Origin of the sequence: Pseudoalteromonas neustonica (genome assembly GCF_001653135.1) — a bacterium.
In the GTDB taxonomy this organism is placed as follows: Bacteria; Pseudomonadota; Gammaproteobacteria; order Enterobacterales; family Alteromonadaceae; genus Pseudoalteromonas; species Pseudoalteromonas neustonica.
Genome location: NZ_BDDS01000033.1, coordinates 1 through 17,564, shown reverse-complemented (window position 1 = coordinate 17,564; position 17,564 = coordinate 1). Strand labels below are relative to the sequence as shown.

Below are 17,564 nucleotides of genomic sequence, written 5' to 3'. Positions count from 1 at the left end.
TTTTAGCTGGTTAGTTGCTACTGCGTTGCTGAATTAAAAATCTAATTCATCAATCGCAATATTGTCTGCAAAAAAATCTAGTTCCTGTAGTTCTTTACGTAATCGTTGCTTATCTTTTAACGCTTCGATTTCGCGCCATTTTCGCTTTTTATTTTTCTGAGAGGTCTTTCTGGTTGTATCAGGACCTTCTAATATTTCTAAAATATCGTCTAGGCTATCCATTAACTTCTCCTATTGAATTTTTTTGAACCTCGAAAATACCTATACCACAGGCCAAACTAAAATAGAATAAAAAAGTGACGTTTATGTTACGAAAAAGTGACGAGTTAATGAATGTTGATTATTCTAGGTATAAAAAAACGCCGCAATAGCGACGTTTAATATTTAACTAAAAATAACACTTAAAAAGAGATTACATCGCTTTAAAGCGTGCCTCTAGTTGCTCTTGAGCATCAGCAAATGAGCGAATACCTTCAGCTAGTTTTTCAGTCGCCATGGCGTCTTGATTATGTAACCAACGGAACTGCGATTCAGTTAATGGTGCTGGCTTTGGCTCTTTAGCAATATCACTTTCCAGTAAATATTCTTGTGCGCCCTCAAGGTTACCTAACTCTTCTAAAAGATTAGGGCTGATTGTAAGCTTGTCACAACCCGTTAACGCGATGATTTCGCCTGTGTTACGGAAACTTGCGCCCATAACCACGGTTTTATAATCATGGCGTTTGTAAAATTCAAAAATGCTGCGTACAGATTGCACACCAGGATCTTGTAGTGGATCTGTTGGTTTTTCCATTCCATTGGCTACGTGCCAATCTAAAATACGGCCAACAAATGGTGATATTAAAAATACGTTAGCGTCGGCACATGCACGCGCTTGCGCATCACTAAACAATAAGGTTAGGTTACACTTAGTACCTTCTTTTTCTAATTGCTCAGCAGCTTTAATACCTTCCCACGTTGATGCAACTTTGATTAAGATTTTATCTTTGCTCACGCCTTCTTTTTCATACAGACTAAGTAAGGTATGTGCTTTAGCAATCGTTGCTTGAGTATCAAATGATAAACGCGCATCAACTTCAGTAGAGATATAACCAGGTACAATTTCACTGATCTCTTTACCAAGCAATACTGCAAAGTAATCACACGCTAATTCTAATTGCTTGTCTGCATCTTGCTCGGTTTCTTTTGCATAGCTAAATGCTTTATCTAAATACGGCTTGTACGCTTCAATCTCGCTGGCTTTAAGAAGTAAAGACGGATTAGTCGTTGCATCTTCCGGTTGATGTTTTTTGATCGCTTCAATATCGCCTGTGTCTGCCACGATAGATGAATGTTGTTTGAGCCTTTGTAGAGCTGAAGTCATTTGCTTTCCTCATTCCAAGCAAGTTAAAAGAAAAATCTACTGTAACTACCTTATACTGCAGCACTGTGACAGTGCTTGATAGGTCTTATGTCCGTATCAGTGAAGAACGAAGATGCAAAGCGCAATAGGCTATGCCAATAAGGTAGGTATCATACCAATCAATTCTCACTAATTGATATAAACAAAACGTGCTTTTCGTTTCATTTAATGTTGAAATTGACATTAAATAATTTCCAAGTCAATAGCTAACTATGATCACTGTTATTTCACCTGCAAAAAATTTAGATTTCGAGAGTAAAGCAAGCACTGATAAATTCACGCAACCTGAGTTACTTGAGCACAGCGAAGAGTTAATGACGGTGTGTCGTGAGTTAACGCCAGCACAAATTGGTAGTTTAATGAAAATTAGCGATAAGTTATCAGGCCTAAACGCTGCGCGCTTTAGCGAGTGGTCTCAACCATTTACTACCGACAACGCTAAACAAGCAGTAATGGCCTTTAATGGTGATGTTTACGGCGGTTTAGATGCAAACACCTTAACCGCAGATCAACTTGATTACGCACAAAGCCATTTACGTATTTTGTCAGGCCTTTATGGGCTATTAAAACCATTGGACTTAATGCAAGCGTATCGTCTTGAAATGGGCACTAAGCTTGATAATAGTCGCGGCAAAAACTTATATGAGTTTTGGGGCAGTGTTATTGCTGATAAATTAAATACTGTTCTTGCTGAGCAAGATAGTCAGTATTTAGTAAACTTAGCATCCAACGAGTATTTTAAAGCCGTTGATAAAAAAACCTTAAATGCGCAAATTATTACCCCGCATTTTAAAGACTGTAAAAACGGTCAATATAAAATTATCAGCTTTTATGCTAAAAAAGCCCGTGGCTTAATGGCACGCTACATCATTGAAAATAAAATCACACAGCTAAGCGATCTTAAACAGTTTACAGTTGATGGTTATTACTACAGCGAAGAAGCAACTCAAAAAGCACTTGAGCCGGTATTTATGCGTGACGAACAAAATTAATTTTTAAACACCACTCTCAATACAAAAAGCCATGCATCGCATGGCTTTTACGTTTTGGCGCTTATTTTGCAATACCTGAGTATATTTTAGAATACTTAAGGTTAAACAATGTTAAAAATACCGTCTATCAGCGATGCCGAAAAACTTATAGAGGAAAAACTCGGAGGCTGGTTTGATATTGTCATCAGCCACATTCCTAACTTTATAGTTGCGGTACTCATTGCAATAATATTTTCTATTCTCGCACGCTTTTTAGGTTCAATGGTGCGCAAACTATTACGCCGTACACTTGACTCAAAACAAATTGCGGATTTAATGGCATCTATTTTTAAAATGATTGTGTTGTGTGTAGGTTTATTTGTTGCACTTGATTTTATAGGCCTTAAAGGCACAGTTACCTCTTTGCTTGCGGGGGCGGGTATTGTTGGCCTCGCCATTGGTTTTGCTTTTCAAGATATGACCGAAAACCTCATTGCCGGTATCGCTATGGGGGTCCGAAAACCCTTTAAAACTGGGGATGTTATTAAAACTGATGATGTTTTTGGTACGGTTAAATCAATTAATCTACGCAACACATTAATCGAAAATTTCTATGGTCAGCTTAATTTAGTGCCTAACAAAATCCTTTTTCGTAACGTATTACGTAATTACAGTACGTTAGGTGTACGTCGTATTGAAGTGCCAGTGGGTATTTCATATGGTGATGATCCTGAGCTGGCAGCTGAAGTTATTGTTAAAAAAATCAATGAGTTCGATTTTGTAATTAAACAAGAAGAGACGGCGGTATACGCCGAGGGTTTTGGCGATAGCAGTGTAAATTTACTGGTTTGGTTTTGGATAAAATACCCTGGCGAAGCTGATTTTATGACGGTACGCCACAAAGCAATTGTTGCTGTTAAACAAGCGCTCAGTGACGCTGATATTAGCATTCCATTCCCAATACGTACGCTTGATTTTGGTATTAAAGGCGGCGAAAAACTCGATGCGATGATCAGTGAAAAAAGAACGGAAAAAAATAGCATGGAGCAGCGCGAAGCTAATTAGTTTAAGCACTGTTAATGTTATTTAATGATTTATAAGCGCGAGTTGTACTCGCGCTTAACTATGTATTATTTACGCAATAGCTGCCCATATTTACATAACTTATAGTAGATAAAGTCTAATATCAGCGAGCATTTCCATACTTTATTTTTTAATTCATTCCTCAAGCTTTCAGTAGACTTTTATTCAATCAGTAACTAGCTTTTAGTTAGTTAAGTGAGGTTTAAATAAATGAACACCAAGAAGCTCAATAGCCAGCAACCCAACAATCCATGTATTCGTCACTGCTGTTTGGATGCTAATGATACATGTATAGGCTGCTTTAGAACCTTAGATGAAATTCTAGCGTGGCACAGCGCCAGACCAGAACAAAAACAGCAAATACTTAACGCATGCCAAAAACGCAAAAATGCCCACTATAAATGAATGTGCTTGCGTCTTTGCCAATGTAAACTTAGCCATCTAAGGATAATATTTACAATTGGTAATAATTTACATTTTTTGGTATTGATAGAAGTCCATACGGTAGGGATGTTTCATATGAAATGTCCGCTGATAAAGCTGTTACACCTCAAAGGTTTATTTGGTGGTAAAGAGTAACCTAAAAAATATGCAATCAGGTAACAGAAGCTTCACGACACCTATTATACGTCTCTTATTAGAATGAGAGTTCAGTAGGGGATTCATTTCCTGTGATAGGTAGGTAGTGTTCAAAAAACCTAAACCTTGTGCTTACTAAATATTCATTGTTTAATACAATATTAATATTTTTTGGCCTTTGCAAGACCCTGAATCTAGAGATTAATTGGAAGTATAAAAAATTAAATGGTAGCGCTGTTGGAGCTTGTGGACGTGTGACTCGATTCTGAAAATTTTAAAAAGGCTAAGAATTTTAAAGTGTCTCAGTATTCACTAACCACTAACCACTAACCAAGGTGAAATCTTTCACCTAGTACCCTTAGCTCTGTCCCTCTAATCCCTTACTCTCACCTGCATTTTATTTTCTATGATGGCGATGCCTTGCGTGTTCTCTAAAAACTTTTGTGCCAATGCTCTTTCAAACCCTGTTTCGGCTATACCATAAAGTGCTATTTTGTTGCCCTTAACATGTACTTGTAGCTGCGAAATTTTTAAGTTCGGGTTAGTGCGAAGCTTATTAACAGCGAACTGCTGAAGTGTTGGCTGAGTTGATGCACTGCTGACCATTATCGTGCTGGTGGCTGCGCTGACTTGTGTTGCACAGGCTAATAAAAAAATACAGCAAAGCGATATAAGTAACACAGTTTGTTTAAAGCGGTTCATGATTTCCCTCACATTTAGCTTGGTTAGTAATTTTTATGAATTACACACTGTATTACAATAACCATTCCACACTTAACTTGCTGAATATAATCATATTTTTTATTTGTAATTATGTGAATAGGAGATTTTTACATTTTATTCGGTAAAAAATACGGTGATGCTGATCGTGTTATTCTTTATATATATTTATTTGGACTAAGAAATACCTTTAAAAAATAACAATTATTTTACATTTTATTTGTTGCGTTACTTTGACTGATAAATAGATTAAGCATCTTTGAAATCTAAGGATTTTCTTATATTTTATAAATACTCCTTTAATACCAACTGATTATTTACTCTAGTTAAATTTGTTATAATTTTGTATCAACCCGCTTGACAGCGCTGTCAGGCCTGTGTTTCTATTAAAGGGTTGTGAATTAATTGTAAATTCACTGGGCATAGAATTTAAATCCAAGGAATTAAAATGAGAGCGTCAAAAACCCCAACATTTAAGATAACGGCAGTCGCTACGGCGATTTTATTATCAACAGCAGGATCAGCTATTGCACAAGAAGTTGAGTCAGAGCGTTTTATCGTTCATTTAACTGAGCAAACGACTGCAGTACACACTGCTTTTGCCCGTAGCCAAGCACAGGCTGATAATATTAAAAGAGGCTTGATGAGCGATGTTGCATTACAGGCTAACGTTGAAGTAATTCAAACTCTACCCGATATCAATGCAATGGCGGTGGTTTTAACGGCTGATCAAAAAGCGCGCTTATTACAAAGTTCAGAAGTAGCAAGCATTGAAGTGGATCCAAAGCGTTACTTAATGGCTGAGAGCACGCCTTATGGTATCACTATGGTACAAGCTCAACAGCTATCAGATAATCTTACTGGTAATCAAAAAGTATGTATTATGGATACTGGTTATACACTTAACCACCCTGATTTACCAAGTACAGGGATCACGGGTAGCGATGGCTACGGTGCTAATAATACAGGCAATTGGTACAACGATGGTAATGGCCACGGTACACATGTTGCAGGTACGATAGCGGCGCTTGGCGGAAATGGCGAAGGTGTTATTGGGGTTAATTCATCAGGTCAATTAGGCTTACACATTGTTAAAGTGTTTAACGATCAGGGCCGCTGGGCGTATGGTTCTGATTTAGTGGCGGCAATAGGTCAATGTCAATCTGCAGGTGCAAGTGTAACAAGTATGAGTTTAGGTGGTCCGCAATCATCTAATGCTGAGCGTCAAGCATTTGCAAATAGCTATGCACAGGGCATGTTACATATTGCTGCAGCGGGTAATGATGCGAATAGCTCATTAAGCTATCCTGCATCATATGATTCTGTTGTGTCTGTTGCAGCGGTTGACCGCAGTGGTAGAAAAGCATCATTCTCACAATATAACTCACAAGTTGAAATTGCTGCGCCGGGCGTAGGCACTAATTCGACATGGAATAACGGGGGCTATAAGAGCATTAGCGGTACATCAATGGCTACGCCGCATGTATCGGGTGTTGCTGCATTAGTATGGAGCCATTTCCCACAGTGTTCAAACCAACAAATTCGGGATGCGTTAAATGCAACAGCACAAGATAAAGGCGCAGCAGGGCGTGATACGTCATATGGCTTTGGTATTGTTAAGGCCAAAGATGCTTATGATTATTTAGCACAATCAGAATGTGGCGGCGGTAGTGGTGTCGATAATGCACCTGTGGCGCGTTTTAGCGCATCGGTAAATGCTAAGCAAGTAACATTCAGTAATGCGTCAACAGATGACAAAGGCATTAGTAGTTATAGTTGGAGTTTTGGTGATGGTAATTCATCAACGGCTGAAAACCCGACTCATACATACGCAGCTGATGGCAGCTATTCAGTTACTTTAGAAGTTACTGATACCGCAGGGCAAGTAAATCAGCGCAGTCAAACAGTGAAAATTTCAACCGCTGTTGGTGGTGAATGTGAAGGTATTGCATCATGGAATGCGAGCAAATCTTACCGTGTTGGTGACTTAGTAGAGTTTAACCAAGTTAAATACAAAGCGACGTGGTGGTCAACAGGTGCAAGCCCAGCTGTTTATTCAAATGTGTGGTCTCGCCAAGGTAATTGTAAAACTGGCGATGGTGGCGGTACTGTAAATCAAGCGCCTAAAGCAAACTTTGATTTTAGCGTATCAGGTTTAGCGGTTAGCTTTACTAACGCATCAACAGATGATGTTGCGGTTACGGCTTATAACTGGACGTTTGGCGACGGTAATGCAGCCAATACAAAAACACCGAGCCATACTTACCAAGCGCCAGGTTCATATGAAGTCAAATTAACCGTAAGTGATGCACAAGGCTTAAACCATACTTTGGTTAAGACTGTGACAGTAACAGACGGTGGAACACCACCCGCAGGTTGTAGTGGTCTTGCAACGTGGAGCTCAACAGCAGTTTACACAGCTGGAAAAGAAGTTGCCCATAGCGGTAATCGTTATAGCGCAAAATGGTGGACGCGTGGTGCTAACCCTGCAGATAACTCATCATCATGGGCTGTATGGAAAGACCTAGGTAAATGTCAATAAATGATTAATTAATACCAATCTGCATAAATATTTGAACAATTTAACGAATTAAATAGACCTCATATCTACCTAGATTGGTATAAAACACTCCCCTTGTTGGGGAGTGTTTTAAATTAAAAAAGCCGAGGCTCTTACGAGACTCGGCTTTTTTAATGAAGGTATGTTATACCTTAATGCAATTGCTCTTACTTCTTTTTCTTCACTTTTGATTTTGCCTTTTTACGGGCTTTAATTTTTGCTGGATCTTTTAGCTTTTTAATCGGCATCTTTGCTTCTTTATGCTGTGGCTCAATACCTTTGATCACTCTGCGTTTTAGCTTTTGTTCAATATAGCGCTCAACTTTAGCAAGGACTAAGATGTCGTGGGCTTCCACTAATGAAATAGCGATACCTTTTTTACCTGCGCGTCCTGTACGACCAATACGGTGAACGTAAACGTCGGCAGTACGAGGCATGTCAAAGTTTATTACATGGCTAATGTCAGCAACATCAATACCACGAGCGGCAACATCGGTTGCAACGAGTATTCTTGTACGACCACTATGAAAGTTTTCCATTGCTTTCATGCGTTTGTCTTGTGGCATTTCACCACGTAACCACGCGGCTTTAACTTCATTAGTGGTTAATTCACCAATTAGTGTTTCAAGTCGCTCGCGGGTTTTAACAAACACAATTGCTTTGGTTAGATCTGGATTTTTTAGTGTATTAACCAATAGCTCTAATTTATGATGATAATCATCGGCTAAATGTACCCATTGATGGATTTTAGCTTTTTCTTTACGTGATGATTCAGCTTCAAGAAGTGCTGGATCATTTAATATTTGCTCTGCAAAGCGCTCAACACTGTCACCTTCTAAGGTGGCTGAGAATAAAAAGCACTGACGGCGATTTTTTGCTTCTTCACAAATACGCATCATTTCTTTACGAAAGCCCATATCGAGCATGCGATCGGCTTCATCAAGAATAAGTAATTCTACGTTTTCGGCATGGAAGTTTTCAGTTTCTAAATACTCCATTAAGCGCCCTGGTGTGGCGATCAAAATGTCGTTGTTTTTTTCAAAAATCTCTTTATGCGTACCATAGTTTATACCGCCAGTAACAACACCTATTTTAAGGTTTGTACCTTTAGCAAGTAGTTCACATTGTTCATGAATTTGATAAGCAAGTTCGCGTGTAGGAGTCATAACGAGTACGCGAGCAAAGCCAGGCTCACGACGTGGAAAATCAAGTAAATACTGAATTGCCGGAATTAAAAATGCCGCAGTCTTACCTGTGCCTGTTGGCGCTGACGCTAAAATGTCACGCCCTTGTAGCGCTTCAGGAATAGCTTGTTGTTGAATGCTTGTTGGGGTTTCATAACCCATTTTAGCAACGGCTTGCAGTAGCTTGTTATCAATATCAAAATCAGAAAATTGCATAGAGTGTCAAAAATAGAGGACAATTGGCGTTAATTATACGCGCTATCGAGCGCTTGGTGAATGAAAAGGTGAAAAAATGTCAGGCTTTGTGTTTAAACAATTTTCGGTCAGCCATGAGCAATGCGCAATGAAGGTCTCAACCGATGGCATTTTACTGGGCGCTTGGGCCGATTTAACGAGCGGTGATAGCTTACTGGATATAGGCGCTGGCACTGGCTTGTTAGCGTTGATGTGTAAACAGCGTGCGCCTCATTTGTTAGTAAATGCAGTGGAAATAGACGCCACTGCTTATGCCCAAGCATCACAGAACATTAGCCAAAGTCCGTGGCCTGATATTGTTATTTATAATTCAGACATTCAATCTTTTACGTCAGAGGTGTTATTTGATGTTGTTGTTTGTAATCCACCGTATTTTAATGACTGTTTAAAAGGAGGGGATCATGCACGTAATACCGCAAGGCATACAGATAGTTTAAGCTTTGCAGAGTTGCTTGTCGCTTTTGATCGCCTAAGCCATCAAGGTTCTATATTTAATGTTATTTTACCTTGTAATGAGGCGCAGCAATTTATTGGGCAAGCCGCTGCTCAAGGGCTTTATTTACAACGCCACTGTTTAGTGCGCACAACTAAAAATAAATCTGCTACGCGAAGTTTAATGAGTTTTGGCTACCAGCCTCGAAAGTGTGAACCAAGCATATTAACGATTCATAATGAAGATGGAAAATACAGTGATGACTATGTTGCGCTGTGTAAGGATTTCTATTTGAAAATGTAAGGGTTGCGAAAGTTGGTAATATGGAGTTTAAAGTAACCCATGATATTTAGCACCACCGCGCGTTAATAAGGTTAACGAGCGGTGGTTGTTTATTTATTCGGTTATTGTGGCTTTGATGCCGTTTTTGTCTACTACGAGTGTGTATGAATTACTGTAAGATGCGTGACAAATTGACAGTATTTTATCATCAACTTTAATGTCTGCATTACAGTCATCAACATGTCGCCAGTGGCTAACATCACCTTGGGTAAGGGTTAAAGGCTTTTCGTTTACTGTAAGCGTTACGGTTTCTGTGGCTAAAAACCTAACCGCAAAAAAGTTATCTTTATTGTCTTGTTGATTTTTAACCAAACTCAGACGTACAAGCTCTTCGTCTTGCCAAGCTATAAAGTGGTAATCTTGATCATTATTTACTTTGTAGAGTTTTTTGTAATTACGCGTATTTTGACTGTGATCTTGCACATAGAAGGATATTTTGTATTTACCATTATGCTCATGTCTTGTTTTTATTGGGTCAGCACCACTGGCTAGCGTATCGACATAATACTTATTGCGTTTCACGTCACGTTCATCGCCATCAAGTTCAGTATTTGCCATATGAAAATCAATTTCTTGATTTGTGGTATTGATGAGTGTGTAGTCATTTTTATAATACGAAGAGCCAAAATTGGCGGTTTCAATGTCTTCAGAATTACAGGCAACAATAAAACTAGATAAAGTAAGTATACATAGAGATCGAGTTAGCATGATTAAATCCTTTTATGTAGGGTATGCATGCTATTTTATGATTAAAGTGACGATTATGTCCTTTTTAAAGTGTAATGTTTTGTTAAAAACTGTATCAACTAGATGCCGCTTTTTACTCAGGTGTATGAGTTGTGATCCGTCGCAGCATCTAATTAAGGGGGGTTACAAGGTTTCGCTGTATTCAGTCATTATTTGCTCTACCCAATTGGCAATACGTTCATCGCTGTGTTCATACTGGCTGTCTTCATCAAGGGCTAAGCCAACAAAATGCTTACCGTCAGCAGTAAGCGCTTTAGACGCTTCAAATTCATAGCTACTGTCGTTTGGCCATAAACCTAATAATGTAAATTGTTGGCTGCTTATTTCATCGTGCAGCATGCCTAGCGCATCTTGAAACCACTGACCGTAACCTTGTTGGTCACCCATGCCAAATAAAGCGATGGTTTTGCCATTGAGATCAACATCTTTAATGTCATCCCAAATTGATTCCCAATCTTCTTGTAACTCACCAAAATCCCATGTTGAGATACCAAGGATGATAAAGTCGTACTGCTGCGCATTTTTTAGTGGTTCATCTTTGATATTATGTAGGCTTACAATGTCTTGGCCGATAATATCGCGAATTTTTTCTGCTGCTATTTCTGTATAGCACGTGGTAGAACCATAAAATAAACCAATTTGCATCGTATTTATCACTGTGTATTTGCCTGATATGATAGGCTGAAGTTTACCGTAAGGTATTATTAATTGATACCTTGATAACTATGAGAATAACTGTGACAACGTTACCTGATCATGAGTCATTAGATTCAGCCCTTACAGATCACGACGAACTGCTTAACAATAGCGATTATCTAGAATCTTTTTTAGATAATCTTTATCTAGAACAGCACGTAAGCGATAACACTTTGTCTGCATATCGCAGTGATTTAGATAAGTTTTGCCTGTTTTTGGAAGGACAAGATCTGTTAACCGTAACAGGGCAAGATATTGAAAGCTATTTAGCACACCGTGTTGATTTAGGTTTAAAACCACGCAGTACAGCACGTAGCATTAGCGCATTAAAACGGTTTTATCAGTATTTTGTGCGTGAAAAGCACATTTCTGATTCGCCAATGGTAAATATTGCTCAGCCTAAGGCAGGGTTATCGCTACCTAAAACGTTATCAGAGAGTGAGGTTGAGGCATTGCTTGCAGCTCCAAATACAGAAGAGCCAATGGGCTTGCGTGATAAAGCCATGTTGGAGTTGTTATATGCAACAGGTTTACGAGTTAGTGAATTAGTTGGCTTACGTATAGAACAAATTAATTTACGCCAAGCGGTGGTGTTAGTTAAAGGTAAGGGAAATAAAGAACGTTTAGTGCCACTTGGTGAAGAAGCGATGTACTGGTTAGAGCAATTTTTAAAGGTTGGCCGCGCGCAAATGATTAAACACGCGACTGACTTTGTGTTCCCGTCAAAGCGAGGAGTTGGTATGACCCGACAAACTTTTTGGCATCGTATTAAACACTATGCTATTTTGGCTGCAGTTGAATCGCCTTTATCGCCTCATACACTTCGTCATGCGTTTGCAACACACTTATTGAATCATGGTGCTGATCTAAGAGTGGTACAGATGATGCTAGGGCATAGCGACTTATCGACTACACAAATTTATACTCATGTAGCGAATGAACGACTAAAATCGGTACATCAGCAACATCATCCTCGCGCTTAATGAGAATTTTTTCCAGTTTGAGCGGTCTGAGTAGATACTAATTATCAGGATATAAGAGAACATTATGAAAAAGTTAATATTAGCCGGTGCAATGCTAGGCACCAGTTTAAGTGCGTTTGCTAATGGCGTTTTAGCCGTTCCTGATGCTAATGACCCTATAGTAACTAAATTTGCTGCATTGGGTGTTACTGTTAAACAAATTAACCCAAGCCCTGTTGCGGGTTTAAAAGAGCTAATTACCGATAAAGGCGTGTTATATGCAAGCCCAGACGGCCAATTTTTAATGCAAGGCACGCTGATTGATTTGAACAATCGTAATAACTTAACTGAGCAAGCACTTAACGGCGTTCGTAAAGGTGGGTTAGTTGAATATGAAGATTCAATGATTGTATATAAAGCTAAAAATGAAAAACACAGCATTACTGTATTCACAGATATTAGCTGTGGTTATTGCCGTAAATTACATCGTGAGCTTGATGATTTACTCGAAGCAGGTATTACTGTTAAGTATTTAGCCTTCCCACGAGGCGGCTTACAAGGGTCAGGTTACGCAGATTTAATGAATGTATGGTGCTCTAAAGATCAGCAAGAAGCCATGACAGAAGCTAAAGCAGGCGCAGACACTAAGGTAACTAAAAACTGTGCAGCACCTGTTGCTGAACATTATCAACTTGGTCAAAGCTTTGGTATCAGTGGTACGCCAGCTATTATTTTAGAAGATGGTACATTAATACCAGGTTATCAGCCAGCAGCAGCATTAGCAGCGGCACTAGAAGCAAATAAATCTTCTTAAGTGTTAACTCATAGAAAGAAGGCCTAAAGGGCCTTTTTTTGTCAGAAATTTTTAGCCAAAAAAGTTAAATATCCTGCATGAAAAAATTGATACAAGCACGCGAATACGTTGATGATGCTCATTTACCGAGCCATATACATCCGGTTATTAAGCAAATTTATGCCACTCGCCAAGTCGTTCATGCAGATGAGCTTAATAACAGTGCCGCTACCTTACACGACTTCAAGTTATTTAAAGACATAGATAAAGCGACCGATTTGCTACAAAGAGCCCTACAAGCACAAAGTAAAGTGCTTATTGTGGGGGATTTTGATGCCGATGGTGCGACCAGTACAGCCACATTAATGCAAGGGCTGGCAATGTTTGGTTTTGCTCACTTAGATTATTTAATACCAGATAGGTTTAGCCTAGGATATGGATTAAGTCCTGCATTAGCAGAGCAAATAGTCACAATGGCCCCTGATTTAGTGATCACCGTTGATAATGGCATATCCTGTATTGCGGGTATTGATATTGTTAAAGGTGCGGGTATTAAGGTACTGGTTACAGATCATCACTTGCAAGGCGAGCAACTGCCAAATGCTGACGCAATCGTAAATCCAAACCGCCATGACTGTGATTTCCCATCAAAATCAATTGCAGGCGTTGGGGTCGCATTTTACTTATTAATAGCACTAAGAAGCGCATTGCGTGACGCTGGTTACTTTGAGCAGCAATCACCGCCTAATTTAGCTGACTTACTAGATATAGTTGCATTGGGCACTGTAGCAGATGTAGTGGCACTGGATGCTAATAACCGCACCTTGGTGCACCAGGGATTAGCACGGATCCGCAGTGGTAAAACACGCCCTGGCATTAGCGCGCTGATTGAAGTGGCAAACCGAAATGCAGCGCGCTTGAGTGCCAGTGATTTTGGCTTTTCACTTGCGCCACGGTTAAATGCGGCTGGGCGTTTAGATGATATGAGTTTAGGTATAGCGTGTTTACTTGCTACAGATATTAATCAAGCGCGTCAGATTGCAGGTGAACTTGACAGCTTAAATCACGAGCGCCGAGAGATAGAGCAGGGCATGCAAGTTGAGGCGCAGGCCGTGTTAGATAGGCTCGCCTTTAGCGATGAGCAAACACCTGATGCCATTTGTTTATACCAAGAGGACTGGCACCAAGGAGTTATAGGTATACTAGCAGGGCGCTTAAAAGAAAAATACCACCGCCCAACAGTTATTTTTGCTGGTGGCGATAACGGTGAAATCAAGGGATCATGCCGTTCGATAGAAGGGCTGCATATGCGTGATTTACTCGAGCGCTTGAATACCTTGCACCCGCATTTAATTAGCAAGTTTGGTGGCCATGCGATGGCTGCAGGATTAAGTATCAACGAACAGCATTTTAGCGAATTTAAACACGCTTTTGAGCAGGCGGTGAGTGCTAAATTAAGCGATGAGCATAAAAAATGTATTATTTTAACGGATGGTGAGTTACCCAGCGATTGTTTTAATATGGAATTCGCCCAGCAAATTAAACAAGCGGGGCCGTGGGGGCAGCAATTTCCAGAGCCGGTGTTTGAGCATACATTTGAACTTGTACAACAGCGTATTGTGGGTGAAAAGCATTTAAAATTGGTTTTAAAGCATCACTCAGGGCGCTTAGTTGATGCGATAGCCTTTGGTGTTGATGTAAAAGCATGGCCAGATACCGAAGCACGTTTTGTAAAACTTGCCTATCAGCTCGATATCAACGAGTTTAGAGGCAAATTTTCATTGCAATTAATCGTACGAGAGCTACAAAAAGTATCATAAAAAATATCTATTTTCGATGCATAAAATACTAATAAAGCGCACGATTTTTTGTTAAAATCGGGGGCTTTATTATTTAAAGCGTCATTTAAATAATAATTTGCCTAATATTACGTGGTGATTTGCCGTGTAAACCAGCTATTTTGGAGTAACGTACATGTTTGAAGTGAATCCTGTGATTAATCAAATCAAGGAAATTCGCGAACGTACTGAACTGCTTCGGGGGTACCTTTGACTACGCTCTTAAACAAGAACGTTTAGAAGAAGTTAACGCCGAACTTGAAGATTCAGCCGTATGGAATGAACCAGAGCGCGCGCAAGCGCTTGGTCGTGAAAAGTCTGCACTTGAAGCCGTTGTTGAAACAATCGACAACTTAGTGGCTGGTGCCGATGATGTTGAAGGTCTCTTAGAGCTTGCAATAGAAGCCGAAGACGAAGAAACATTCGCTGAAGCGCAAAGTGAGTTAGCGGATCTAAACGAGCAGCTTGAAGGCTTAGAGTTCCGTCGCATGTTCTCAGGGCCGCATGATGCGAATGATGCATACCTCGATTTACAGTCAGGTTCTGGCGGTACTGAAGCGCAAGATTGGTGTAATATGCTGCTGCGTATGTACTTGCGTTGGGGTGAAGCTAAAGGCTTTAAGGTTGAACTTGTAGAAGCAACCGGTGGTGATGTTGCTGGTATTAAAGGTGCAACCGTACGCTTTGTAGGCGAATATGCTTATGGCTGGTTACGCACAGAGACGGGCGTACATCGCTTAGTTCGTAAAAGTCCATTTGATTCAAGTGGTCGTCGTCACACGTCATTTGCTTCTGCGTTTGTTTACCCTGAAATTGACGATAATATTGAAATTGATATTAACCCGTCTGATTTACGTATCGACGTATACCGTGCATCAGGCGCGGGTGGTCAGCACGTAAATACCACGGAGTCAGCAGTACGTATCACGCATGTACCGACTAATACAGTCGTGCAATGTCAGAACGAGCGTTCGCAACATAAAAATAAAGCGCAAGCGATGAAGCAGTTAAAAGCAAAATTATTTGAGCTTGAACTGCAACAGCAAAATGCTGAAAAGCAAACCCAAGAAGATGCAAAATCTGACATCGGCTGGGGAAGCCAAATTCGTTCATATGTACTTGATGATGCCCGTATTAAAGATTTACGAACCGGTGTTGAAAACCGTAATACCCAATCGGTACTTGACGGTAACTTAGATAAATTTATTGAAGCCAGCTTAAAATCTGGCCTATAACCACCAAGCTAAAAAAGAGCTAAAAAATGACTGATCAAATCCAAGACGAAAATAAGTTAATCGCTGAGCGTCGTGGCAAATTAGACGCTATTCGCGCAAATTGCCCAGCCAATGGTCATCCAAACCAATTCCGTCGTGAGCATTACACGGCAGATTTGCAAGCCCAGTTTGGTGATAAGAGTAAAGAAGAATTAGTTGAATCGCAGCATGTTGTGTCTATCGCAGGGCGTATTTTAGCCAAACGCGGACCATTCTTCGTGATTCAAGACATGAAAGGCCGTGTACAGGCGTATGCGTCAAAAGACGTGCAAAAAGATCTTAAAGAAAAATATGGCCAACTAGACACGGGCGATATTATTGGTGTTAAAGGTGCGCTTAATAAATCAGGTAAAGGCGATTTATATGTAGAAATGACAGAGTATCAACTACTTACTAAGTCACTTCGTCCATTACCTGAAAAGTTCCATGGTTTATCTGACCAAGAAACTAAATATCGTCAACGCTATGTCGATTTGATCACTAATGAAGCAACGCGTGAAACATTCCGTATTCGTTCACAAGTCGTTGAAGGTATTCGTCGTTTCTTAGCCGATCGTGACTTCATGGAAGTGGAAACACCAATGCTACAGGTTATTCCTGGTGGCGCATCGGCACGCCCATTTGTAACGCACCACAACGCGCTTGATATCGACATGTACTTACGTATTGCGCCAGAGCTTTACTTAAAGCGTTTAGTGGTTGGCGGTTTTGATCGCGTATTTGAAATTAACCGTAACTTCCGTAATGAAGGGTTATCAACGCGCCATAACCCAGAATTCACGATGATTGAATTCTACCAAGCTTACGCCGATTACATCGACCTGATGAACATCACCGAAGACATGTTACGCACGGTTGCTGAAAATGTACTGGGTAGCGCAATTGTTATTAATACAACCAAAGACGAAAACGGCGACGTTATTGATTCAGTTGAATATGACTTTGGCCAACCGTTTACACGTTTAAGCATGAGTGATGCAATTCTTAAGTACAACCCTGAGTTTGATGCGGCCGTATTTAATGACCCAGAAAATCATTTTGACGAATTAAAAGCATACGCTAAACAAGTACACGTTAAGATCCCTGAAAATTGCGTATGGGGTCCAGGTAAGTTCTTATGTGAGATATTTGAAGAAACAGCTGAGCACATGCTTATTCAGCCTACTTTTATCACAGGTTACCCTTGGGAAGTATCACCACTTGCACGTCGTAATGATGAGAACGCATTTGTTACTGATCGCTTTGAGTTTTTTGTTGGTGGTCGTGAGCTTGCTAATGGCTTCTCTGAGCTTAACGATGCACAAGACCAAGCTGAGCGTTTTACTCGCCAAGTTGAAGAAAAAGACGCGGGTGATGATGAAGCAATGCATTACGATGAAGATTACATCCGTGCGCTTGAATACGGTTTACCACCAACAGCAGGTGAGGGCATTGGTATTGACCGCTTAGTGATGTTATTTACTGACTCATCAACAATCAAAGATGTGATCTTGTTCCCGCATATGCGTCCACAAGCTGACTAATTCTATTTTTTAGTAAATAGTATTTAAAACGCCGCTTTAAAGCGGCGTTTTTGTGTGCGATATATTTGATCCATTGTAAGCGTCTAGCAAAGTGCACCTGCCAGTAATTCGTCAAACCGATTAAGCTATTTCTGAATTTCAATTAGGAGATAGCCATGAGAAAAACACGTAGCCTTGAGCAGTGGCGTAACATTATCGAAGA

Annotated in this window: 16 protein-coding genes; 10 read left to right on the top strand and 6 right to left on the bottom strand. The window is 40.1% G+C overall.

The window, feature by feature from the left end; genetic code table 11:
* Nucleotides 1-33 precede the first annotated feature (33 nt).
* Both A7967_RS21420 and tal read right to left on the bottom strand, forming a co-directional pair.
* Nucleotides 34-222, bottom strand: a complete 189-nt coding sequence (locus tag A7967_RS21420; protein WP_054205331.1) for a DUF3545 family protein — start codon at nucleotides 220-222, stop codon at nucleotides 34-36.
* A gap of 190 nt (nucleotides 223-412) precedes the next feature.
* Entirely contained in the window at nucleotides 413-1,363 is a 951-nt protein-coding gene (gene tal / locus A7967_RS21415) for a transaldolase (protein WP_054205332.1), read from the bottom strand.
* A 251-nt stretch (nucleotides 1,364-1,614) separates the two neighbouring features.
* Between tal and yaaA the strand changes: the two genes are divergently transcribed.
* From yaaA to A7967_RS22620, 3 genes are all read left to right on the top strand, one after another.
* Nucleotides 1,615-2,394, top strand: a complete 780-nt coding sequence (yaaA, locus tag A7967_RS21410; protein ID WP_054205333.1) for a peroxide stress protein YaaA — start codon at nucleotides 1,615-1,617, stop codon at nucleotides 2,392-2,394.
* A gap of 108 nt (nucleotides 2,395-2,502) precedes the next feature.
* Complete coding sequence (locus A7967_RS21405; protein ID WP_054205334.1) at nucleotides 2,503-3,438, top strand: mechanosensitive ion channel family protein; 936 nt, start codon at nucleotides 2,503-2,505, stop codon at nucleotides 3,436-3,438.
* A 228-nt stretch (nucleotides 3,439-3,666) separates the two neighbouring features.
* The gene (locus tag A7967_RS22620) at nucleotides 3,667-3,861 is read left to right on the top strand and encodes a DUF1289 domain-containing protein (RefSeq protein ID WP_082379038.1); all 195 of its coding nucleotides are present in this window, start codon (nucleotides 3,667-3,669) and stop codon (nucleotides 3,859-3,861) included.
* Nucleotides 3,862-4,407: 546 nt separating this feature from the next.
* Here A7967_RS22620 and A7967_RS21400 read toward each other — a convergent pair.
* A complete protein-coding gene (locus A7967_RS21400; protein WP_054205335.1) occupies nucleotides 4,408-4,737 on the bottom strand; it encodes a hypothetical protein in 330 nt (109 codons plus the stop codon).
* 466 nt (nucleotides 4,738-5,203) lie between these two features.
* Here A7967_RS21400 and A7967_RS21395 point away from each other — a divergent pair, with 466 nt between their 5' ends.
* Nucleotides 5,204-7,297 (top strand): S8 family serine peptidase, encoded by a 2,094-nt coding sequence (locus A7967_RS21395; protein ID WP_054205336.1) that lies wholly within the window; start codon nucleotides 5,204-5,206, stop codon nucleotides 7,295-7,297.
* Between the two features lie 185 nt (nucleotides 7,298-7,482).
* Here A7967_RS21395 and srmB read toward each other — a convergent pair whose 3' ends face one another.
* A complete protein-coding gene (srmB, locus tag A7967_RS21390) occupies nucleotides 7,483-8,715 on the bottom strand; it encodes an ATP-dependent RNA helicase SrmB (protein WP_054205337.1) in 1,233 nt (410 codons plus the stop codon).
* A 76-nt stretch (nucleotides 8,716-8,791) separates the two neighbouring features.
* On the opposite strand from srmB, the gene A7967_RS21385 reads away from it, so the two are divergent.
* Nucleotides 8,792-9,490: a tRNA1(Val) (adenine(37)-N6)-methyltransferase gene (locus A7967_RS21385; protein ID WP_054205338.1), complete on the top strand. Its 699-nt coding sequence runs from the start codon at nucleotides 8,792-8,794 to the stop codon at nucleotides 9,488-9,490.
* Between the two features lie 93 nt (nucleotides 9,491-9,583).
* On the opposite strand, the gene A7967_RS21380 is transcribed toward A7967_RS21385, so the two are convergent.
* A complete protein-coding gene (locus A7967_RS21380; RefSeq protein ID WP_054205339.1) occupies nucleotides 9,584-10,237 on the bottom strand; it encodes a hypothetical protein in 654 nt (217 codons plus the stop codon).
* Between the two features lie 162 nt (nucleotides 10,238-10,399).
* Entirely contained in the window at nucleotides 10,400-10,921 is a 522-nt protein-coding gene (fldB, locus tag A7967_RS21375; protein WP_054205340.1) for a flavodoxin FldB, read from the bottom strand.
* Nucleotides 10,922-11,070: 149 nt separating this feature from the next.
* Between fldB and xerD the strand changes: the two genes are divergently transcribed.
* From xerD to lysS, 5 genes are all read left to right on the top strand, one after another.
* On the top strand, nucleotides 11,071-11,955 hold the full coding sequence (gene xerD, locus A7967_RS21370) for a site-specific tyrosine recombinase XerD (RefSeq protein WP_099459010.1): 885 nt from the start codon (nucleotides 11,071-11,073) through the stop codon (nucleotides 11,953-11,955).
* Between the two features lie 64 nt (nucleotides 11,956-12,019).
* A complete protein-coding gene (gene dsbC, locus A7967_RS21365; protein WP_054205342.1) occupies nucleotides 12,020-12,748 on the top strand; it encodes a bifunctional protein-disulfide isomerase/oxidoreductase DsbC in 729 nt (242 codons plus the stop codon).
* A gap of 77 nt (nucleotides 12,749-12,825) precedes the next feature.
* Nucleotides 12,826-14,547, top strand: coding sequence for a single-stranded-DNA-specific exonuclease RecJ (recJ, locus tag A7967_RS21360; RefSeq protein ID WP_054205343.1), 1,722 nt, complete (start codon nucleotides 12,826-12,828; stop codon nucleotides 14,545-14,547).
* A gap of 154 nt (nucleotides 14,548-14,701) precedes the next feature.
* Nucleotides 14,702-15,800 (top strand): peptide chain release factor 2 gene (prfB, locus tag A7967_RS21355; RefSeq protein ID WP_099459009.1). Its coding sequence is split into 2 segments (ribosomal slippage): nucleotides 14,702-14,776 and nucleotides 14,778-15,800, totalling 1,098 coding nucleotides; the frame shifts between segments, so codons are not numbered across the junction.
* Nucleotides 15,801-15,826: 26 nt separating this feature from the next.
* A complete protein-coding gene (gene lysS / locus A7967_RS21350; protein ID WP_054205345.1) occupies nucleotides 15,827-17,362 on the top strand; it encodes a lysine--tRNA ligase in 1,536 nt (511 codons plus the stop codon).
* Nucleotides 17,363-17,564 lie beyond the last annotated feature (202 nt).